This window comes from Paenibacillus silvae, from assembly GCF_014639235.1.
Classification (GTDB): domain Bacteria; phylum Bacillota; class Bacilli; order Paenibacillales; family Paenibacillaceae; genus Paenibacillus; species Paenibacillus silvae.
In genome coordinates this window covers 18648-35778 of the sequence record NZ_BMFU01000021.1, presented here as the reverse complement: position 1 = coordinate 35778, position 17131 = coordinate 18648, and the positions used below count along the sequence as shown (strand labels likewise).

Sequence of the window (17131 nt, the reverse complement as noted above, 5' to 3'; positions counted from 1 at the left end):
GAGCAAGAATGAAATCGTTAATCATTATTTATTTAATAAAAGAGGACTTGGAATACCATTAAACATGGCATCCCAAGTCCTTTTATTATCCGGCGTCTTATAACGGATCCGTGCTTGATTACTTTTGTACAGAATAGCTGATCAGCTGTTCGGACAGAGCTTTCATGCGTGCGCCTGTATCATTCAGCTTCTCAATGACATCTGTGAACGATGCAACGAGTGAAGCCTGTTCCTGGGAAGAAGCTGCAATCTGGGATACTTCAACGGACATCTGTTGGATGACCTGCTGCACATCCTTCAGGCTGGCATCGATATCTGTCGTTGCTTGTTTTGCATCAACAGAGAGCTTGCGAACTTCGGCTGCAACGACACCAAATCCGGCACCAGCTTCACCGACACGAGCTGCTTCTATTGCAGCATTCAGACCAAGCAGGTTGGTTTGTTCGGAGATTTCACGAATGAAGCCGGCAACCTTGTTAATCTGGGATGAATTCTGTACAGCGACCCGTGTGTTTTCCAGAATTTGCTCGCTGGTTGCCTGTAATTCCTCTGCGTGAGCAGCGACGTGCTGCACCATATCGACAAGATTGGCGTTAATATGCTGATTCTCTTGTATAATCTCCTCAAGATGATTCTGGTTGGACTGGTCATAGGATGCACAGAATACGGCAACCACGTTCTGCTGCTCATCGAAGATCGGAATGTTCAGTGTATCGAGCTCAAGACCAAACACTTCCTTAGGAATTGTGGAGAGCGTGGCTTCTCTTCCATTTTTCAGCACGGCAAAATTCTGATACGAGTCAATCAGCTTCATTCCTCTTTCGAAGCCGAGATCGAATCGATCGGTTGCCAGAACGTCTAATACTTTTTCGTGATCGTATACGGAAAGGCTTGCCGGCTCCCGGAGAATTTGGCTAATATAAGGCAGAACTTTTAACAAGGCGTCAACAACGTTTATAGAACTCATGGAACGGAATCATCCTCTCAATATTTAAATTTTAAAATAGGAAAATTAAATAGAATCTCTATTGTTCATCGGACAAAAAACAAATATCCTGAATGCCTGATTACAAAATTTTGATATATTTTCAGAATCATTTTCAAACTATTTTCCAAAAGTATCTTGATATTGGATATTTGTTCTAATTGTAACTGTCTTTGTGTCAAATTAAGGATCGATTATGGTTGAATTTATGGGACATATGTCCATTTTTTCGTATCATTGAGATAATGATGGGGGGAGTCTGAATGAAGGAAGTTCTGGACTTTGAGCTAATGCACAAGCTTGCCAGGCAGTACGGATTGGATCAGGTGCTGGATGAGAGCGCAATGACCGAATTGCGTTTGCTGGAGGCAGATAAGGGTGAAACAATATGTGAAAAAGGGGAGCGTCCTGAGCGCCTGTACTTTCTCGTTCAAGGCAAGCTCAAAATTTTTACAACACTGCCGAATGGCAAATCTCTGCTGCTTCGGTTCAGCACCCCGCTTGCTCTTGTCGGTGATCTGGAGCTCGTTAACGGGAGAGAGGCTAACAATACGGTGCAGTCTGTCAGTCGCAGTCTGCTGCTTGCCATCAGTTATCGCGCTATTCAGAACACGTACGTGGAGAACCCGAAATTCCTCTATTTTATGCTGAGTCAGGTGACACACAAGCTGCACACGTTCTCGAATCTGTCGAGCCTGAACATGCTTTACCCTGTTGAGAGCAGGTTTGCCAGTTATCTGCTGTCCATCATAGAGCAGGATGCAGCAGCATCTGAAGAGATTCAGACCTCCAAACTGACGGAGCTGGCTGATCTGCTGGGCACCAGCTACAGACATCTCAATCGGGTGATTCAGGACCTGTGCGGACGGGACATCATTCGCAAAGTGAGACGAAAGATTGTTATTGAGAACATTGAGGAGCTGCGCGAGATAGCGGGCGGCAATATTTACGAGTAAATGTCTGAGCACACGAAAGAGGAAATAAAGACGTATGAATGATAGAAATAACCGATGCATGAATGAGAGAAGCGACGTGCAAAGGATTGAAATGACTGGATATATAAATGGAGGAAGCAATTGTCACATAAATGAAGCGACCAAACACATGAACAAATTAGGGCGTGTCTGAAAACTCTGAAGACGGCAGATTTTCTTGAATTTTGTTCCAAGCCAGGAAGTTTACTGCAGGCGTGCCGGGGCACGTCAAGGGAAAGTGACGCAGCAGGGGGCGAAAAGGAGGTAAAAGATGCACTTCAGTAGGATTCAAGACACGTCCTAAATAGCGCATGCAACAAAGAGCACCCTTTACTGTAAAGGATGCTCTTGTTCTTGTTTTGAGGTATTCTTCTGTAAAACGCTTGACGATTCGATCGAGTCAAAAATTCCTCTGCTATTGGAGTCAGATATTCCCTTGCTGCTCGAATAATTGTGCGATCTCAACGATGACCTGTGTTGCTTTCACCATGTTATCTACCGATACATACTCGAACTTGCCGTGGTAATTTTCACCGCCGGTGAAAATGTTCGGCGTGGGCATGCCCATGTAGGAAAGCTGTGAGCCATCTGTCCCGCCCCGAATTGGGCGGATCACCGGTTCGATATTCAGACGTGTCATCGCTTCATGAGCAATATCCACGATCTGGCGAACCGGTTCGATTTTCTCACGCATGTTGTAGTACTGATCATTCAGCTCGACGGTAATATTTTTCTCTCCGTACTTTGCTTTTAGCTGATCTGCGATGTTTAACAGGTTGGTTTTACGCGCTTCAAACTTTTCTCGGTCAAAATCACGAATAATGTAGTGCATCTTCGTCAGTTCGACATCACCTTCCATGGAAAGCAAGTGGTAGAAGCCGTCATAACCGTCTGTGGATTCAGGAGCTTCCTCTACAGGCAGACATCCGTTAAGCTCCATCGCAATTTTGAGTGAGTTCACCATTTTTCCCTTGGCTGTTCCAGGATGCACGTTGGTACCTCGCACCGTAATTTTCGCTGCCGCGGCGTTGAAACTCTCGTATTCCAGTTCACCGAGCGGTCCGCCGTCCACCGTATAGGCATATTTGGCGCCAAAGGCTCCCACATCGAATTTGTGGGGGCCTCGTCCAATCTCTTCATCCGGGGTAAAGGCAACCCGAATCTTGCCATGTTTCAGTTCCGGGTGCTCGATCAGGTAAGCCATGGCGGTCATAATCTCGGCAATGCCTGCTTTGTTATCTGCACCCAGCAACGTTGTACCATCAGTGGTCATTAAGGTATGGCCCTTGTACTCCCGCAGCTCAGGAAAGTCTTTAGTGGACAAAATGACATCCAGTTCCCGGTTCAGTACGATATCTTCACCGTCATAGTTTTCGATCACCTGCGGCTTCACATTTTTACCTGTAAAATCGGTGGCGGTGTCCAGATGGGCCAGAAAACCGATGACAGGCACCTCTTGATCTGTATTGGCTGGAAGTGAAGCCATCACATAACCGTTCTCATCCATCGTCACTTCCTGCAGTCCGATGGATTTGCATTCCTCTACAAGCAGGCGGCCTAAGGCAAGCTGTCCAGGTGTGGATGGGCAGGTGTCACTATTTTCATCGGATTGGGTATCCATCTGCACGTAAGTGCTAAGTCTTTGAATTAATATGTCTTTCAAGAGTAATCGCTCCTCTATGGGTAATATATCTATTGTAACTACTGTAACCATATCATATCACGTTTGGGTCTGATACTTAGAATGTTGGTATGGCTGCGGAATCAGGTGTGCTTGTTTTCCTTGCATGATTGCCCGGTTAAGAGAGGCTCGGTGTGCAATGCATAATTGTATTGTCATGATGTAGCTAGACAAAGATATGAACGGGAGGGCACAAAAAAGTGCGTACTTGAATTTTCTCATCTCAGGTTCATAATAGCTATGAAGAAAGGATGTGTTGATCTGATGCCATTTATTACAGTGAAGGTGCTGGAAGGCAAAACCAAAGAGCAGAAGCGTCAACTGATCGAACGAATGACCGAGGTTGCTTGTGAGACGCTGGGTGTGGAAGCGAGCAAGGTTTTTATTTTCATAGAGGATCTGGAGAAGGATAACTACGGCAAGAACGGCAAAATGTTCTCTGATCTGGATACAAACTGAGCCAAGGCAAGGTAAAGCCGAGCAACGAATGCAAAGGGATGGAAGAAGTGAAGTAAGGCAAGCAATGAAAATAGCAAAAAGTAAGGATAGCCAAGAGAGGGAAAAATAAAAATCCAAGCAAAGTGAAATAAAGAATGGATTAGTGAACAAACAGGATGTGCGCTTAAACGCCGTGTATACGGTGTGAAAAGGAGAATGCTTGCGCGTGAATGCTGTGAAGGTTGTGAAAGACACGGATGTTGTGAAAGGTGCAAATGATGCAGCGTGTCGAGCGCTAACGATCTGGAGAAGTCTTATTTAGGCGTTTCGCAGCCGTTCACATTTCTAACGATTCACAGAGACGTTATATAGCTTATTTTGCTGCAATTAGGATCGTTTTTCCGGTTTCTTGATGAAATAAGCTTTCTGGGAATTGTTAGAATTGGGACAGCCCTAAATGGGGGCGAATAAGCCTTGTGGTAATCGTTAGAGCTGGAACCGGGTTGATTGTTGACAAGATCACAAAGCTGAAAATACAGAACATGAACAGGAGTTGTAACTACGATGACAGAGAAGTTATTTTCACCATATCAATTCAAAAGCCTGCAGCTGCAGAACCGTGTCGTTATGGCGCCAATGTGCCAATATTCCGTTACGGCAAAGGATGGCATCCCGAATGACTGGCATCAGGTTCACTATGTGAGCCGTGCAGTCGGTGGAACAGGACTGATTATCATTGAGATGACGGATGTTGAACCGGATGGGCGGATTACGGATCAGGATCTGGGCATATGGTCAGACGATCACATTCCGGCATTCGCGAAGCTGGTAGATGGAATGCACGCACATGGCTCCAAAGTGGCGATCCAGATCGCTCATGCAGGCCGCAAAGCCCAGGATGCTTCGCAGCCAGTTGCTCCATCTGTTGTTACGTTCCCAGGAGAAGCGTATAAGGAACCGCGTGCGCTGACAACTGAGGAAGTGGTGGCAATGGTGCACAAATTTGCAGCTGGTGTCCGCCGGGCTGTTCAGGCTGGCGTAGATGCTATCGAGCTTCATGGTGCACATGGTTATCTGATTCACCAATTTCATTCTCCGCTGATGAATCACCGTGAGGATGTGTATGGGCAGGAGCTGTCGCGATTTGGCGTGGATGTCATTCATGCGGTGAAAAAAGAAATGCCCGCAGACATGCCGCTGATCATGCGCATCTCTGCTATAGAATATGCTGATGGCGGATATGACATCGATCATACGCTCCAGGTCGCCCGTGCCTATCAAGAAGCAGGCGTGGACATATTCCACATCAGTTCCGGCGGAGAAGGGCCATCCGGTCAGCGTAAACCTGGAAACTATCCGGGGTATCAGGTTCCGTTTGCCCGCCGTTTCCGTGAAGAGCTGCATGTGCCTGTCATTGCTGTCGGCATGCTGGAGGATGCGGCGTTGGCTCAGGCCGTTATCGGTAATGAAGATGCTGACCTGGTTGCCATCGGCCGTGGTATGCTGCGCGACCCGTACTGGGCGAACCATGCTGCGCTTGAACTGGGTGTCAGCAAGGAGCATGCGGCCATTGCCGAGCAGTATTCCCGCGGTTATTAAGTCTGAAAGTGAATGATGAGGGAATGAGCTTAAATCGAAAGATGAAGGAATGAGCTTAAACCGAAAGGGCTTGAGTTTGGAAAGAAGTTGAATGTGGACTGATGCTGGAAGGACTGAGGCTGGAGAATGCGTCATTTTTCAATCCAGGTAAGGATCCTGTTTGAAGATAGGGGCTGTTGAATGGTAGGGGCATGTTGGAAGGTGGCGCTTGTATTGAAATGCAGTGAGCATGTTCGAATGCGGAAATTATCTTCGAAGATGCGGTTGTTCTCTATTATGATCCATATGTGAAGAGCACCGATGGAAGTACGGATGTAGCCTGTACGGATAGGATGTATAGATTTCTGGATGGTTGCATGTGCAGATGTGCGGATGAATGTATGTATGGATAGTTTATTTTTTGATGATGCCACTGATGGATGTGGTGTGAATGATACAAAGATATTCATTATGTAAATGATATGAGTGATATATACGGTTTGAATGGTGCGAATGATAGATACGGTGTGAATGATATGTATTATTGTGGATGATATGAGTGAGGGGTAACAGGTGGAGTTGATGTGGTGAGCGCTAACGATCTGGAGAAGCCTTATTTAGGCGTTTTATAGCCTTTCACATTTCTAACGATTCACAGAGACGTTATTTAGCTTATTTTGCTGCAATTAGGATCGTTTTTCCGGTTTTTTGACGGAATAAGCTTTCTGGGAATCGTTAGAATTCGGAAAGTCCTAATTGGTGGCAAATAAGGTTCGTGGGGAGCGTTAGAGCAGCAACCAGGTTAATAACTCCCTGCTAACCATCTGCCTCACTCATCAACCAACCAATTACTCACTGACCCATCACTCACCCAATCAATCAACTAACCATCCACCCAACCAATCACTCATCACTCACTCGTCCCCCATCCAAACACCCACCTACGCAACCAATCACTCACCCGTCCCCCCATCCAATCAAGCGACCACCCACCCAACCATCAACTAACTATGGTCTGCCTAACTCTTTTCAAGCTTCTAAAACTTTTCTCTCCCTGAGCCTTTAATTTGGCTGCAGAAGTGTTTTTTGGAAGCATTAGGTAGACTGAACGTTAGTGTTCGGGAGCTGCGATAAGTAGGGTCATATGTATGGATTTTAAACGAATAGTTTAAGGGATTAAGGCAAACATAGCTATCGCAGGATTTAGGGTGTTATCTATACTCTGTATCAATATTTCAAGCTGGATCTGCACCCTACCAAACTATCCAATTTAAACCTCAACCAAGCTATCTGACCCTACATCGTTTCAAAGTTGTCTATCCTTACATCTAAGCTTGTCGTGATGCCTCATATACCAGCTTCTGATCGGCTTGTGTGGGCAGCTTACTTGGATTAAAATCAGCGTAGACCTGAATATCCACGAAGCCTATCTTTTCGAGAACGAGACGAAGCTCCTCTAATCCATACCATCTTAATGTAAGCTGCTGCAGCTCGGTGTTGGCAAGATTGCCCTGATGCCACTGCTCGTAACGAATCAGTTTAGTCTGGTATTGATGGAGCAGATTAACTTCGGTTGTTTTCACTTCAACGGTTATCGTGTCACCATCGGTCAAAGGTACAGTTGACGTTTCGCTAGAGGCGGACTGAGTTACGTCTGGCACAAACAGATCAAAGACCAGCTTGCCTCCCGGCTCCAGATGATTGTATAGGTTCTGAAGAACTTGTATGGAAGCATCTCGGTCCTGAACAAGCATCAGTGAGCCACTGGGAATAATGATCATTTCATAGCGATAAGGTAGCTGTAACGTCACCAGATCGGCTGCGAATAACTCAGGTATAGGCAGTCCGCGTTCAACGCATCGATCATGGCAGGATTGGAGCATAGCTTCTGAATAATCAACACCATCTACCTTCATACCTGCTTCCAGCAGCGAGATGAGCATACGCCCTGAACCTGACATCGCTTCGAGGATGCGCCCATGGCAAGGCTCCAGCAGATTATGGTAAAACTCAATATCTCCCCTCAGGGAGTGTCCGACAGGTTTGGTTATGTCGTAAACTTTGGTGCATAAAGGGCCGTAATAACTAAATGACAATATATAGTTCCTCCTAAGATTAGGCTTGTATTAAAACCTGCTGAAGTGCATCTTGTACTGCTTTTCGACCATAATGTGTCACTTTTCCTCTGATGTGTCCCGGCACGCTTGTGGGAACTTCCTGGTTTGGAACGAAAATTCGGCAGAATGGGCTGCGTTCAGCGTTTTCAGACATGTCTGAATTGGCAGATCTGCAATCGGGAGAAGGATTTACAATTTATGTTATAAGTAATGGTGGTTGAAAATGGATCTCTCGGAGCAGACTACCGAAGGGGTTGAGTCCCTTATATGTAAGATAGATCCAGTATAGATTGGATTTGAGAATAGCGTCAAGGAGGTTAACAAATGGAATCATCAACAGCATTGCCGGATATTAAGGAAGAGCTGTCACTGACAGCATCTGTGGAAAAGGTATGGCCTAAAGTTTCGACTGCCGAAGGGTTGGGGTCATGGTTCATGCCCAGCAATCTGGAGCCGGTCGAGGGTTATGAATTCACGCTGGAAGCGGGGCCGTTCGGGCAATCTCCTTGCGTGGTTGTTGAAGTGCATCCGCTGCGGAAGCTGGCCTTTCGCTGGGGGAAGGATTGGACGTTAACGTTCGAGCTTGCCGAAAAAGATGGAGGCACCCATTTTACATTGATCCACAGCGGCTGGGATGCCGACAAACTGACTGAATTCGGACAGGCCCATGCCATCATTCGCGAACGGATGGCACAGGGCTGGGCGGGTCTTGTGCAGAAGCTTGCACAAGTCGTCAGTTAATGCGAAATAGTGAAAAATAGCGTTTGTGGGAAATTGGTAAGGCGAATGAAGAAGATTCGTAAACTATGAGTAATGAAGATTGGTAGAGTATGAGTAATGAAGATTGGTAAAGTATGAGCGATGAAGGTTCGCGAAGTGTGGGTGGGAGAAGATAGAGTTAGAGAGCATGTACAAGACTCAGTAAAAAAAGAGTGTAGGGATGGAGCAATAAACATTGGCGAAGTGCAGAGCGGTGTAGATCAGATCTGTGAAATGCAGTAGCAGGATTGACTTACCTGCAAGGCTGTGTCCCATGTAAGGCTAATAGGGTATTTTGAGTATGCGCTCCGGCTGCCTCATCCAGGCCCCAGGCTTCTCTCCGGTTACATCTGAAGGGGAGGAGGCTGGGGCTTTTTTGGTTGTATTGGCTAATAGCATGTAGTGCAGCGTGCAGATATTCGCTTTATTTTGCTAAAAATGGGCTGAAATGATTGGATGAACTATTTGCGTGGACACCAGAAACGTGTAACATGGATTATAGGAATAAATCGACAAAAAATGACTCTTTATTTGAAGTCAGTCCTTTTCTCTTTCTCAGGATAAGTATGGAAGGAATACATAGATGAAAAAAAACTGGATCGTGCTGACTTTAAGCTTCATATTCGTCGTTCTGCTTCCACTGGCCTGGATTGCCCAGACATGGATTAGTGAGCGGAATAATCCGCAGGTGACCGATGGGCATATAGATCTGCGCCAATGGAATTTCAGCCAGCAAGGGGCTGCTTCGCTTAACGGGACCTGGGATTTCTACCCGAACCAGCTGCTTGGGCCGGAGGATTTTGAAGCCAGTACACAGAGGAACAGGCCAATGCCTGCTTCAAAGCACGTTCATGTGCCTGCCAGATGGAATACGGCAATGGGACAAGCCCAAGGATATGCAACGTATCATCTGCAGGTACAGCTTCCTCCACATCAGCTGAACGATCGCTATGGAATTCGTACACAGAACATACGGATGTCCCATCGCATTTATATCAATGGTAATCTGATCGGTGGCGTTGGTGCGCCCGGCGAAACCCGAAGCGTGGATATTCAGAAGAACTTGCCTTATACAGGCTTTACATCGATTCAGGGGAATACAGCTGACATTATCATACAGGTATCCAATTACAGCTATGCCTCGGGAGGCATTGTTGCATCCGTTCTGTTCGGAGATGAGCGTTGTATTCTTGCCAGCCAGCAGAAGGGCTGGGTAAAGGATATGTTGACACTGCTCGGCTTTATTCTGCCAGCCATGTTTTTCTTATTGCTGTTCAGGCTGCGGCGTAATGAGCAGGAACTGAAATTTCTGGGACTATTCAGCCTCTCGGGAGCCGTGTATACCCTCACGCATGGAGAGAAACTGCTGGCTATGCTTATTCCGCTGCTAACACATGATGTGATGCTTCGAATTCAGCTTCTTAGTGGGGCATTTTCGTACTACTTTTTGCTTCGGTATTTGGCTGCCTTGGTGGCGGGTGCTGTTCATGGGTGGTTTGTGCGTCTGGGTATGTTTCTTCTAATAGCTCAAATCCTTGTAGGTATTGTACTTCCACCTGCACTTTTCTCCACATTTGAACTGCCCATGCTGATCATCTCCTTCACTGTGATGATCTACGCAATTCGAACGATGCTTCTCTGGGCGCGTAAACAGACAAACGACAGCCATTTTGCGCTGATAGGCATGATGAGCATTATTATGGTGGTTGTGCTGCATACGATTGGAGCGTTTGTATCGTTGGATACCGCTTTTCTCGCATTGCTTGAGCTTTTGTTATTTGTATTGATTCAACTGGTTGTCACTGTGATTCGATTTGCGCAGTCTTTCCGTGAGGTGGAGGCTCTGTCAGAGCGGTTGCTAATGATTGATACCCTCAAGGATGAATTTATGGCCAACACGTCTCATGAGCTGAGGACACCGCTGCACGGCATCATTAATATTGCCGAGTCTATGCTGGAAGGCTCGACCGGAGCGGTGACGCCAAAGCAGGCCAGAAATCTGTCAATGATTACAGCAACGGGCAAACGCTTATCCCTGCTGGTGAACGATATTCTTGATTTTTCGAAATTGAAAAACAGTGAGATTGAACTAAAACGCGTGCCTGTCGATCTGGAATCCGTTGCACGATCGGTAGTTGAGGTTTCCGGATTTACGTTTGGAGACAAACCCATTGTGCTGCATCAGCACTGGCCCGATGCTTTGCCGCTGGTAGAGGCAGATGAGGATCGGCTTCGGCAGATCCTCTATAATCTGCTTGGCAATGCCTACAAGTTTACCGAGCAAGGTGAGATCAAGCTGTATGCTGCCGTTGAGGGCGACAAGGTGAAAATATCTGTTGCGGATACTGGCGTTGGTATTGCACCGGATAAACTGGAGGATATCTTTCAGTCGTATGAGCAGACCAATGGCACGATGGAACGTACCTATGAAGGAACAGGACTCGGTCTCAGTATAACGAAAAAGCTGGTTGAGCTAAGTGAAGGGGAAATCTGGGTTGATTCAGAGCCAGGCGTTGGGTCAACATTTCATTTTACTTTACCTGTTGTGAAACTGCCGTTATTGCAGGAAGAGAAGAGCCCGGTGCCAGCACGTTATTTGCCGGCCCAGATGAAGAATGCAGCAAGCCCGACTTCAATGGACGTGATAGACATGTTAGGTACAAACTCGTCTCAGGAAGAGGCACAGGAGGGAGAACATACGATTCTCATTGTGGATGATGATCCTGTGAATCGGCATGTGCTGCTAAGTCTGCTGTCAACGGAACGTTACCGGGTACTTGCAGCAGACAGCGGCTTCAAGGCTCTGCAACTATATGAACAGCATCCTTCCATAGACCTGGTTATCACGGACTGGATGATGCCCAAAATGTCTGGGCCGGAGCTCTGCCGGAAGCTGCGCGAGCACCGGTCTTTGTCCGAGCTGCCGATCCTGATGCTCACTGCTCGCGGATTGCCTGAAGATATCCGCCATGGTTTTCAGGCGGGAGCCAACGACTTTTTGAGCAAGCCGGTCGATGCGGGTGAACTGCGGGCGCGGGTTCGTACATTGATCGCTATGCGCAGTTCTGTGCAGGATGCCATACGAACGGAGATGGCTTTTCTTCAGGCGCAGATCAAACCCCATTTTCTCTACAATGCGCTGAATGTCATTATTGCGACGTGTGCCGTTAACCCGGACAAGGCAACCGATCTGCTCATTGAATTGAGTCATTATCTGCGGGGAAGCTTTGACTTTCAGAACAGGGAGCAGCTGGTTCCGTTATACAAAGAGCTGGAACTGGTTCAATCTTATGTACATCTGGAGCAGGCAAGATTTGAGGACAGGCTTGTCGTCAAATATGATGTGCAGCCGGACATCCGCCTGTTTCTTCCCCCGCTCACCATTCAACCGCTTGTGGAGAACGCAATCCGCCATGGGGTTATGGAAAGGACGGCCGGAGGAACGGTAAGGCTGCACATTTTCCAGGAGTCCGATGATGTCATTATTCGGGTACAGGATGACGGTGTGGGCATTCCTCCGGAGCGGATGGCTCAGGTCAAGTCAGGTCGAACGGAAGGCCCGGGAGGGGTTGGTCTGCATAATATTAATCGTCGTCTCATGTCGCTCTATGGAACCGCGCTGGAGATTCAGAGCCATGTCGGAAGTGGAACACAAATCCAGTTCCGCGTGCCGTTGAAGCAGGTTCATCATTTTACATGACAACGCAAATTAGAATTTTGGGTAATTATGGTTAACATACGAATAAGCGGATACCGATATAGTCGGTATCCATATAAATTGAATCTCTCATGGCAGGAGGTTAGAGGAACGGTGAGAGCCATAGTTGTAGATGACGAGAAGCCGGCGCAGCTCCACCTGCAGCGTCTGCTTCAGTCGGACGGAAGGATCGATCCTGTGCAATGCTTTTCAACAGCCCGCGAGGCTTTGGATTTTCTGGCCCATCATCGTGTGGATGTGGTGTTTCTGGATATTGGCATGCCGGAGATGAATGGACTGGAAGCAGCCGAATACATCCAGCAGCTGGATCAGAGCATTCGGGTCATATTTGTAACCGCTTATGCAGATCATGCTGTGGAGGCATTTGAGCTGCAGGCTCTGGATTATATATTAAAGCCGGTCAGTCCAACCAGAATAACCAAGACAATTGACCGTATGGCAGGTGTCATGTCCTTTTACAATCAAGCTGCCGCCACGGCAGAAGTGCAGGAATCGGAGCCTGATGAGGAGGAGCTGGATTTGAAGGCGCCGGGGCTGCTAACCTTTAAACATCTGGATATTTTCAGAAGTCTGGAGCAGAGTGCGGAGAAACACAAGTGGCGTACAACCAAATCACAGGAACTGTTTGCTTTTCTGTTTCATCATCGCGGGGAGTGGGTAAGCAAGGAGATTCTGCTTGATAAGCTCTGGGCAGATTTATCTCAGGATAAAGGGCTCACGCTGCTGCACACGTCTGTATATCAGATTCGCAAATTATTGAAGGAATGGGGCATGACAGGCAAGCTGGAGTACAACATGAACCGTTATCGTCTAATAACAGGCAATCTGGTGAGCGATGTTGAACAGTTTGAGCAGGCGATGTCTTATGCTGCCATCACTTCGGCCAATGTGCAGGAACTGAGACAGATTGTTTTGCTCTATCGTGGTGATTATCTGGAAGAGCATGATTATGATTGGTCCAGGGCCAAGAGCAGGGAGCTCCGGCGAAAATATACGGGACTTGTCATGGATATTGCCCGATGGGATATGATGCAGGGACGAGGCGGGCAGGCGATTGAGCTGCTGATGGAACTGCAGGAGCGTGAGCCATATTCGGAAGAAATCTGCAGACTGATGATGGAAGTGTATGCTTCTATGGATGACCAGCAAGGTATACTGCGTCTCTATCATTCATTTACGCTGGTCCTGAAGGAAGAACTGGGTCATCAGCCAGAGCCTGAAACAAGCAAGTTATATCAAAGTCTGACGAAGCGATAATGTTCAGGCAGGAGGGGCGTGACGCGTGAAATTATTCATACACCGTAAAGACCTGCGTACAGATGATCTGAGCGCATTTGATTATTTGCGAGAGCAGGAGGAAGAGAGCCTGCATATGTTGATCTATGATCCATTCCTGCTGCGGCAGGGCCGGGAGAAGGACCACAGCGGTGTGAATTTCCTGCGTCATGCAGCAGCATTGGGTAGAACGTATCAAGAGGCAGGGCGGCAGCTACATACGGCTTATGGCAAGCCAGCCGAGGTGCTTGAATGGGTGCTGCGCCATATGAAAGGCAAGATCAGCGAGGTCGTGGTTCATCGGGACATGACGCCGTATGCGATAGATAGAGACAGAGGGCTGCGTAAAGTATGTGAATCCTGTGAAATTCCTTTTACCCAGCTGACGGATCATCTGTTAATCGATTTGAAAGCTTTTGCTGAATTTACGGGCAAGTCAGAGCCTTATAAAGTGTTTGCTGCGTTTCACAGGCGCTGGCTGGAGTTTATGCATGAATATCCGAATCCGCCATCGTCCGTAACCATTCAGGATGTGAACGTCAGTGACTACCCGCTGGAATGGCCGGATGGAATGAAGGTACCGTCTACTTTGCACCAGGCAGCTTCTGGGGAGCAGGAGGATCAAGGGGAAGACCCGCATATGCTGCTGGATCGTTTCTTGTCCGAACGAGTGGCAGATTACGGGGAGCATCGGGATGAATTCGAGGCGTATGAGCCGAGTCATCTCAGCTCCTATATTGCAGTGGGGGCAGTATCCATTCGCAAAATGTTTGATGCCGCGCAGCGTGCTGGCGAAGCCGAAGAGTGGATCAGGCAGCTGTGCTTCCGCGATTTTTATTTGTACAGGGCGGTTTATGAGGAGCATTATTTTACGTATGAAAAAAAATACGACCTATCCGCTCTTCACGATACTCATTTTGAGCGCTGGTGCAAAGCGGAGACAGGCATCCCGATTATTGATGCGGCTATGACAGAACTGAATGAAACCGGGCATATGCCTAATCGGCTTCGTATTCTAACGGCGATGTTTCTGACCAAAAACCTTCAGTGCCCCTTCACGCTGGGTGAAGCATATTTCAGACGTAAACTGAAGGATTATGATAACATTCAGAATCGAGGGAACTGGCTGTGGTGCGCCTCGCTGGGCGAGAATGCTGCGCCCTATTTCCGTGTCAATAACCCTGTTGCACAGTCCGAGAAGTATGATGCTCAAGGAGATTACATTCGCAAGTGGCTGCCTGATTTAAAGCATGAGCACAGCAAAGATATTCATCAGCCGAGGAAAGATGCGATCGTTGACCTGAAAACCTCCAGACAAGCTGCTATCGATGTTTATAAGCAAATTCTGGCGAGCCGGTAGAAAATCCTACTCAGATCTCCTTCCAAATGAACATAGGCGGCTTCTAAATTATGTATTTCTTATCCCCCTGTTTGTGTTTAATGGGGGATTTTTTGCGTTGAATCTAGTCTAACTCAGCTGATTAAATTGTGTGTTTAATACAGATTTTGTAACTATTTTGGTTTAGAATAAAGTCAGCATCCAAGATGACAGAACTGACAGATTCGACGATAGATATGAAATGGCAGGCTGGCTATGTATATCATTGAGCAGAGGAAGGATGAGGTGCATGGAAAACGTTCAGCAGGAGGAACTGGTCTATAAAGATGCGAGGGTTGCAATTGGCTTGAAATGGGAGGGGACCTTTGCTGAAGCCGGGGCAGGAGGCATAAGAGCAATACAAACTGAATTCAAACGTCGGGTTCATGAAATAAAGAATGTGCTTCACTCGGAAGAATTACTCGGGTTGTCTTATCATATGACAGAGAACGGCTTTATCCATTATGTGGCTGTTGAAGTTAGTGATGCAGCCCTGCAGTCTATCCCGGAAGGAATGGTTCGGATCGATGTTCCTTCACATGCTTATGTGAGGTACAACCATCTCAAAGGACAGTCGGTAGAATCTTCTTATCACCGGATATATTCATGGATTAAAGAGCAGGGATATGCTCTTTCCAACGGGGCGCTTACACATTATGAAATTTATCCGATGGAACAGGATCCCTATGATCTCGAGCCGGAATTGTTAATTTTGGTGCCGGTGAACGAAAAAAATTAATTGATTGCATAAGATCACGAAATCTATCCCAGACCGCGTTACTGCGGTCTTTTTGGCATGCTCAAGCATGCAAATAATGTGAAATTCACTTGAAAATTAAAAAAATATTAAGAAATTGGACTACACATGTTAAGCAATATGGCTTTTAATAGATAGAGAGCTAAATGGACTACGTCATATTTAACATATTGACGAATACATGAAGGAGATCCTCTTAACATGAATCAAACACTGAAAAGAGAACGAATCCCGGAATTGAATATTGTACGGGCAATAGCCATTATCGGAGTACTGTCCGTGCATTCTACATCTTATGCGACGGTCGATATGACCAGCTCAAATTACTATTGGTTGTACAACTTTATTAATATTTTTATGAAATATGGTACGCCGACCTTTATTTTTCTGAGCAGCTTTGTGTTGTTTTATAATTATTACACCCGTCCGCTGGACAAAAAGCTCGTCAGCAATTTTTACAAAAAGCGCTTTGTTTATATTTTGCTGCCGTATTTTCTATTCTCTATTATGTATTTTGTCGTTCTGCATAACATGTATTATCAGGGCCGACCCTTTAATGAATCGCTGATCAGCTTTATTGAGAAGCTGTTTACAGGCAAAGCCTACACACATCTGTATTTTGTGTTTATTAACATGCAGTTTTATCTTATTTTCCCGTTTGTGCTCTGGCTTCTGAAGAAATATCCTTCTGTTGTAAAATGGTCTTTGCCGATCGGGCTGCTCATTCAATGGGCCTTCATCGTAAGTAATAAATACGGGTTTCAAGTTCCCAACAAGGGCAGCTGGGCCTTCTCTTATTTTTCTTACTTTATGTTAGGAGCATTTATGGGGGTGTATTTCCCACAGATCAAGCAGTGGTTTGTCATTAGCAGGGCTAATGCAACCAAAGGTCGAGTTGCTTCATGGATTTTACTATGGGCTGTATGGATTACGGCCGGGCTGGCGCACGTCTATATCTACTATCTGCTCCGTTTGAAGATTGCCACATATAACACGTTATGGTACGAGCTGTTATGGAATGTTCATACGTTTGCCTGTGCTCTGGTCATTATCCAGATTGCATACTGGCTCTATCATCATGGTCCTGCATTCATTGTTCAACCGTTGAACCGGCTGGGTACGCTGTCCTTCGGCATCTATCTGATTCATCCGTTTTTCCTGTTATTTTATCGTGAGTATCCGCCACAAACCGGGGTCTCCTGGTTAATTCATCTATGGTATGCCAGCGGATTCGGTATTGCCCTGATCGCTTCGTGGATTGTGGTGGGACTTGCCGCAAGGTTTTTGCCTTATGCCTGGGTTATCTTTGGCAATCTGCCCAAACCGAAGCCACGTCTTGTGCCCCAGCAGAATTCTGGACAAGTGGATATGCATTAGAGGTTACAATTTTGCGTAAAGATGAAGATCAGCCGTTTTTGGTCAGCCTGCGGGCGTCCAGGGACGGCTTTTATTCTATTTGCTGCTGCCTGAG

General features: G+C 46.7%; 12 protein-coding genes. 9 read left to right on the top strand and 3 right to left on the bottom strand.

The window, feature by feature from the left end; translation table 11 throughout:
• Positions 1 to 118: 118 nt before the first annotated feature.
• Positions 119 to 958 (bottom strand): methyl-accepting chemotaxis protein, encoded by an 840-nt coding sequence (locus tag IEW26_RS30675; protein WP_111273664.1) that lies wholly within the window; start codon positions 956 to 958, stop codon positions 119 to 121.
• Positions 959 to 1248: 290 nt separating this feature from the next.
• Between IEW26_RS30675 and IEW26_RS28870 the strand changes: the two genes are divergently transcribed.
• Positions 1249 to 1941 carry a Crp/Fnr family transcriptional regulator gene (locus IEW26_RS28870; RefSeq protein WP_188594859.1) on the top strand — a complete coding sequence of 231 codons (693 nt, stop codon included), beginning with the start codon at positions 1249 to 1251 and terminating at the stop codon, positions 1939 to 1941.
• Between the two features lie 442 nt (positions 1942 to 2383).
• On the opposite strand, the gene pepT is transcribed toward IEW26_RS28870, so the two are convergent.
• Positions 2384 to 3622 carry a peptidase T gene (gene pepT, locus IEW26_RS28865; RefSeq protein WP_188594858.1) on the bottom strand — a complete coding sequence of 413 codons (1239 nt, stop codon included), beginning with the start codon at positions 3620 to 3622 and terminating at the stop codon, positions 2384 to 2386.
• Positions 3623 to 3904: 282 nt separating this feature from the next.
• Between pepT and thmT the strand changes: the two genes are divergently transcribed.
• Positions 3905 to 4099 carry a 2-hydroxymuconate tautomerase gene (thmT, locus tag IEW26_RS28860; RefSeq protein WP_110899102.1) on the top strand — a complete coding sequence of 65 codons (195 nt, stop codon included), beginning with the start codon at positions 3905 to 3907 and terminating at the stop codon, positions 4097 to 4099.
• 543 nt (positions 4100 to 4642) lie between these two features.
• Positions 4643 to 5677: an NADH:flavin oxidoreductase/NADH oxidase gene (locus IEW26_RS28855; protein WP_188594857.1), complete on the top strand. Its 1035-nt coding sequence runs from the start codon at positions 4643 to 4645 to the stop codon at positions 5675 to 5677.
• A 1307-nt stretch (positions 5678 to 6984) separates the two neighbouring features.
• On the opposite strand, the gene IEW26_RS28850 is transcribed toward IEW26_RS28855, so the two are convergent.
• Positions 6985 to 7752: a class I SAM-dependent methyltransferase gene (locus IEW26_RS28850; RefSeq protein WP_188594856.1), complete on the bottom strand. Its 768-nt coding sequence runs from the start codon at positions 7750 to 7752 to the stop codon at positions 6985 to 6987.
• Between the two features lie 345 nt (positions 7753 to 8097).
• On the opposite strand from IEW26_RS28850, the gene IEW26_RS28845 reads away from it, so the two are divergent.
• From IEW26_RS28845 to IEW26_RS28820, 6 genes are all read left to right on the top strand, one after another.
• Positions 8098 to 8514, top strand: coding sequence for an SRPBCC family protein (locus tag IEW26_RS28845; protein WP_188594855.1), 417 nt, complete (start codon positions 8098 to 8100; stop codon positions 8512 to 8514).
• A gap of 601 nt (positions 8515 to 9115) precedes the next feature.
• Complete coding sequence (locus IEW26_RS28840; RefSeq protein WP_188594854.1) at positions 9116 to 12232, top strand: ATP-binding protein; 3117 nt, start codon at positions 9116 to 9118, stop codon at positions 12230 to 12232.
• A gap of 111 nt (positions 12233 to 12343) precedes the next feature.
• Positions 12344 to 13507 (top strand): response regulator, encoded by a 1164-nt coding sequence (locus IEW26_RS28835; RefSeq protein ID WP_188594853.1) that lies wholly within the window; start codon positions 12344 to 12346, stop codon positions 13505 to 13507.
• Between the two features lie 25 nt (positions 13508 to 13532).
• Entirely contained in the window at positions 13533 to 14885 is a 1353-nt protein-coding gene (locus IEW26_RS28830) for a cryptochrome/photolyase family protein (RefSeq protein ID WP_188594852.1), read from the top strand.
• A 268-nt stretch (positions 14886 to 15153) separates the two neighbouring features.
• The gene (locus IEW26_RS28825) at positions 15154 to 15642 is read left to right on the top strand and encodes a GyrI-like domain-containing protein (protein ID WP_145404750.1); all 489 of its coding nucleotides are present in this window, start codon (positions 15154 to 15156) and stop codon (positions 15640 to 15642) included.
• A gap of 219 nt (positions 15643 to 15861) precedes the next feature.
• Entirely contained in the window at positions 15862 to 17037 is a 1176-nt protein-coding gene (locus tag IEW26_RS28820) for an acyltransferase (RefSeq protein WP_111268471.1), read from the top strand.
• Positions 17038 to 17131 lie beyond the last annotated feature (94 nt).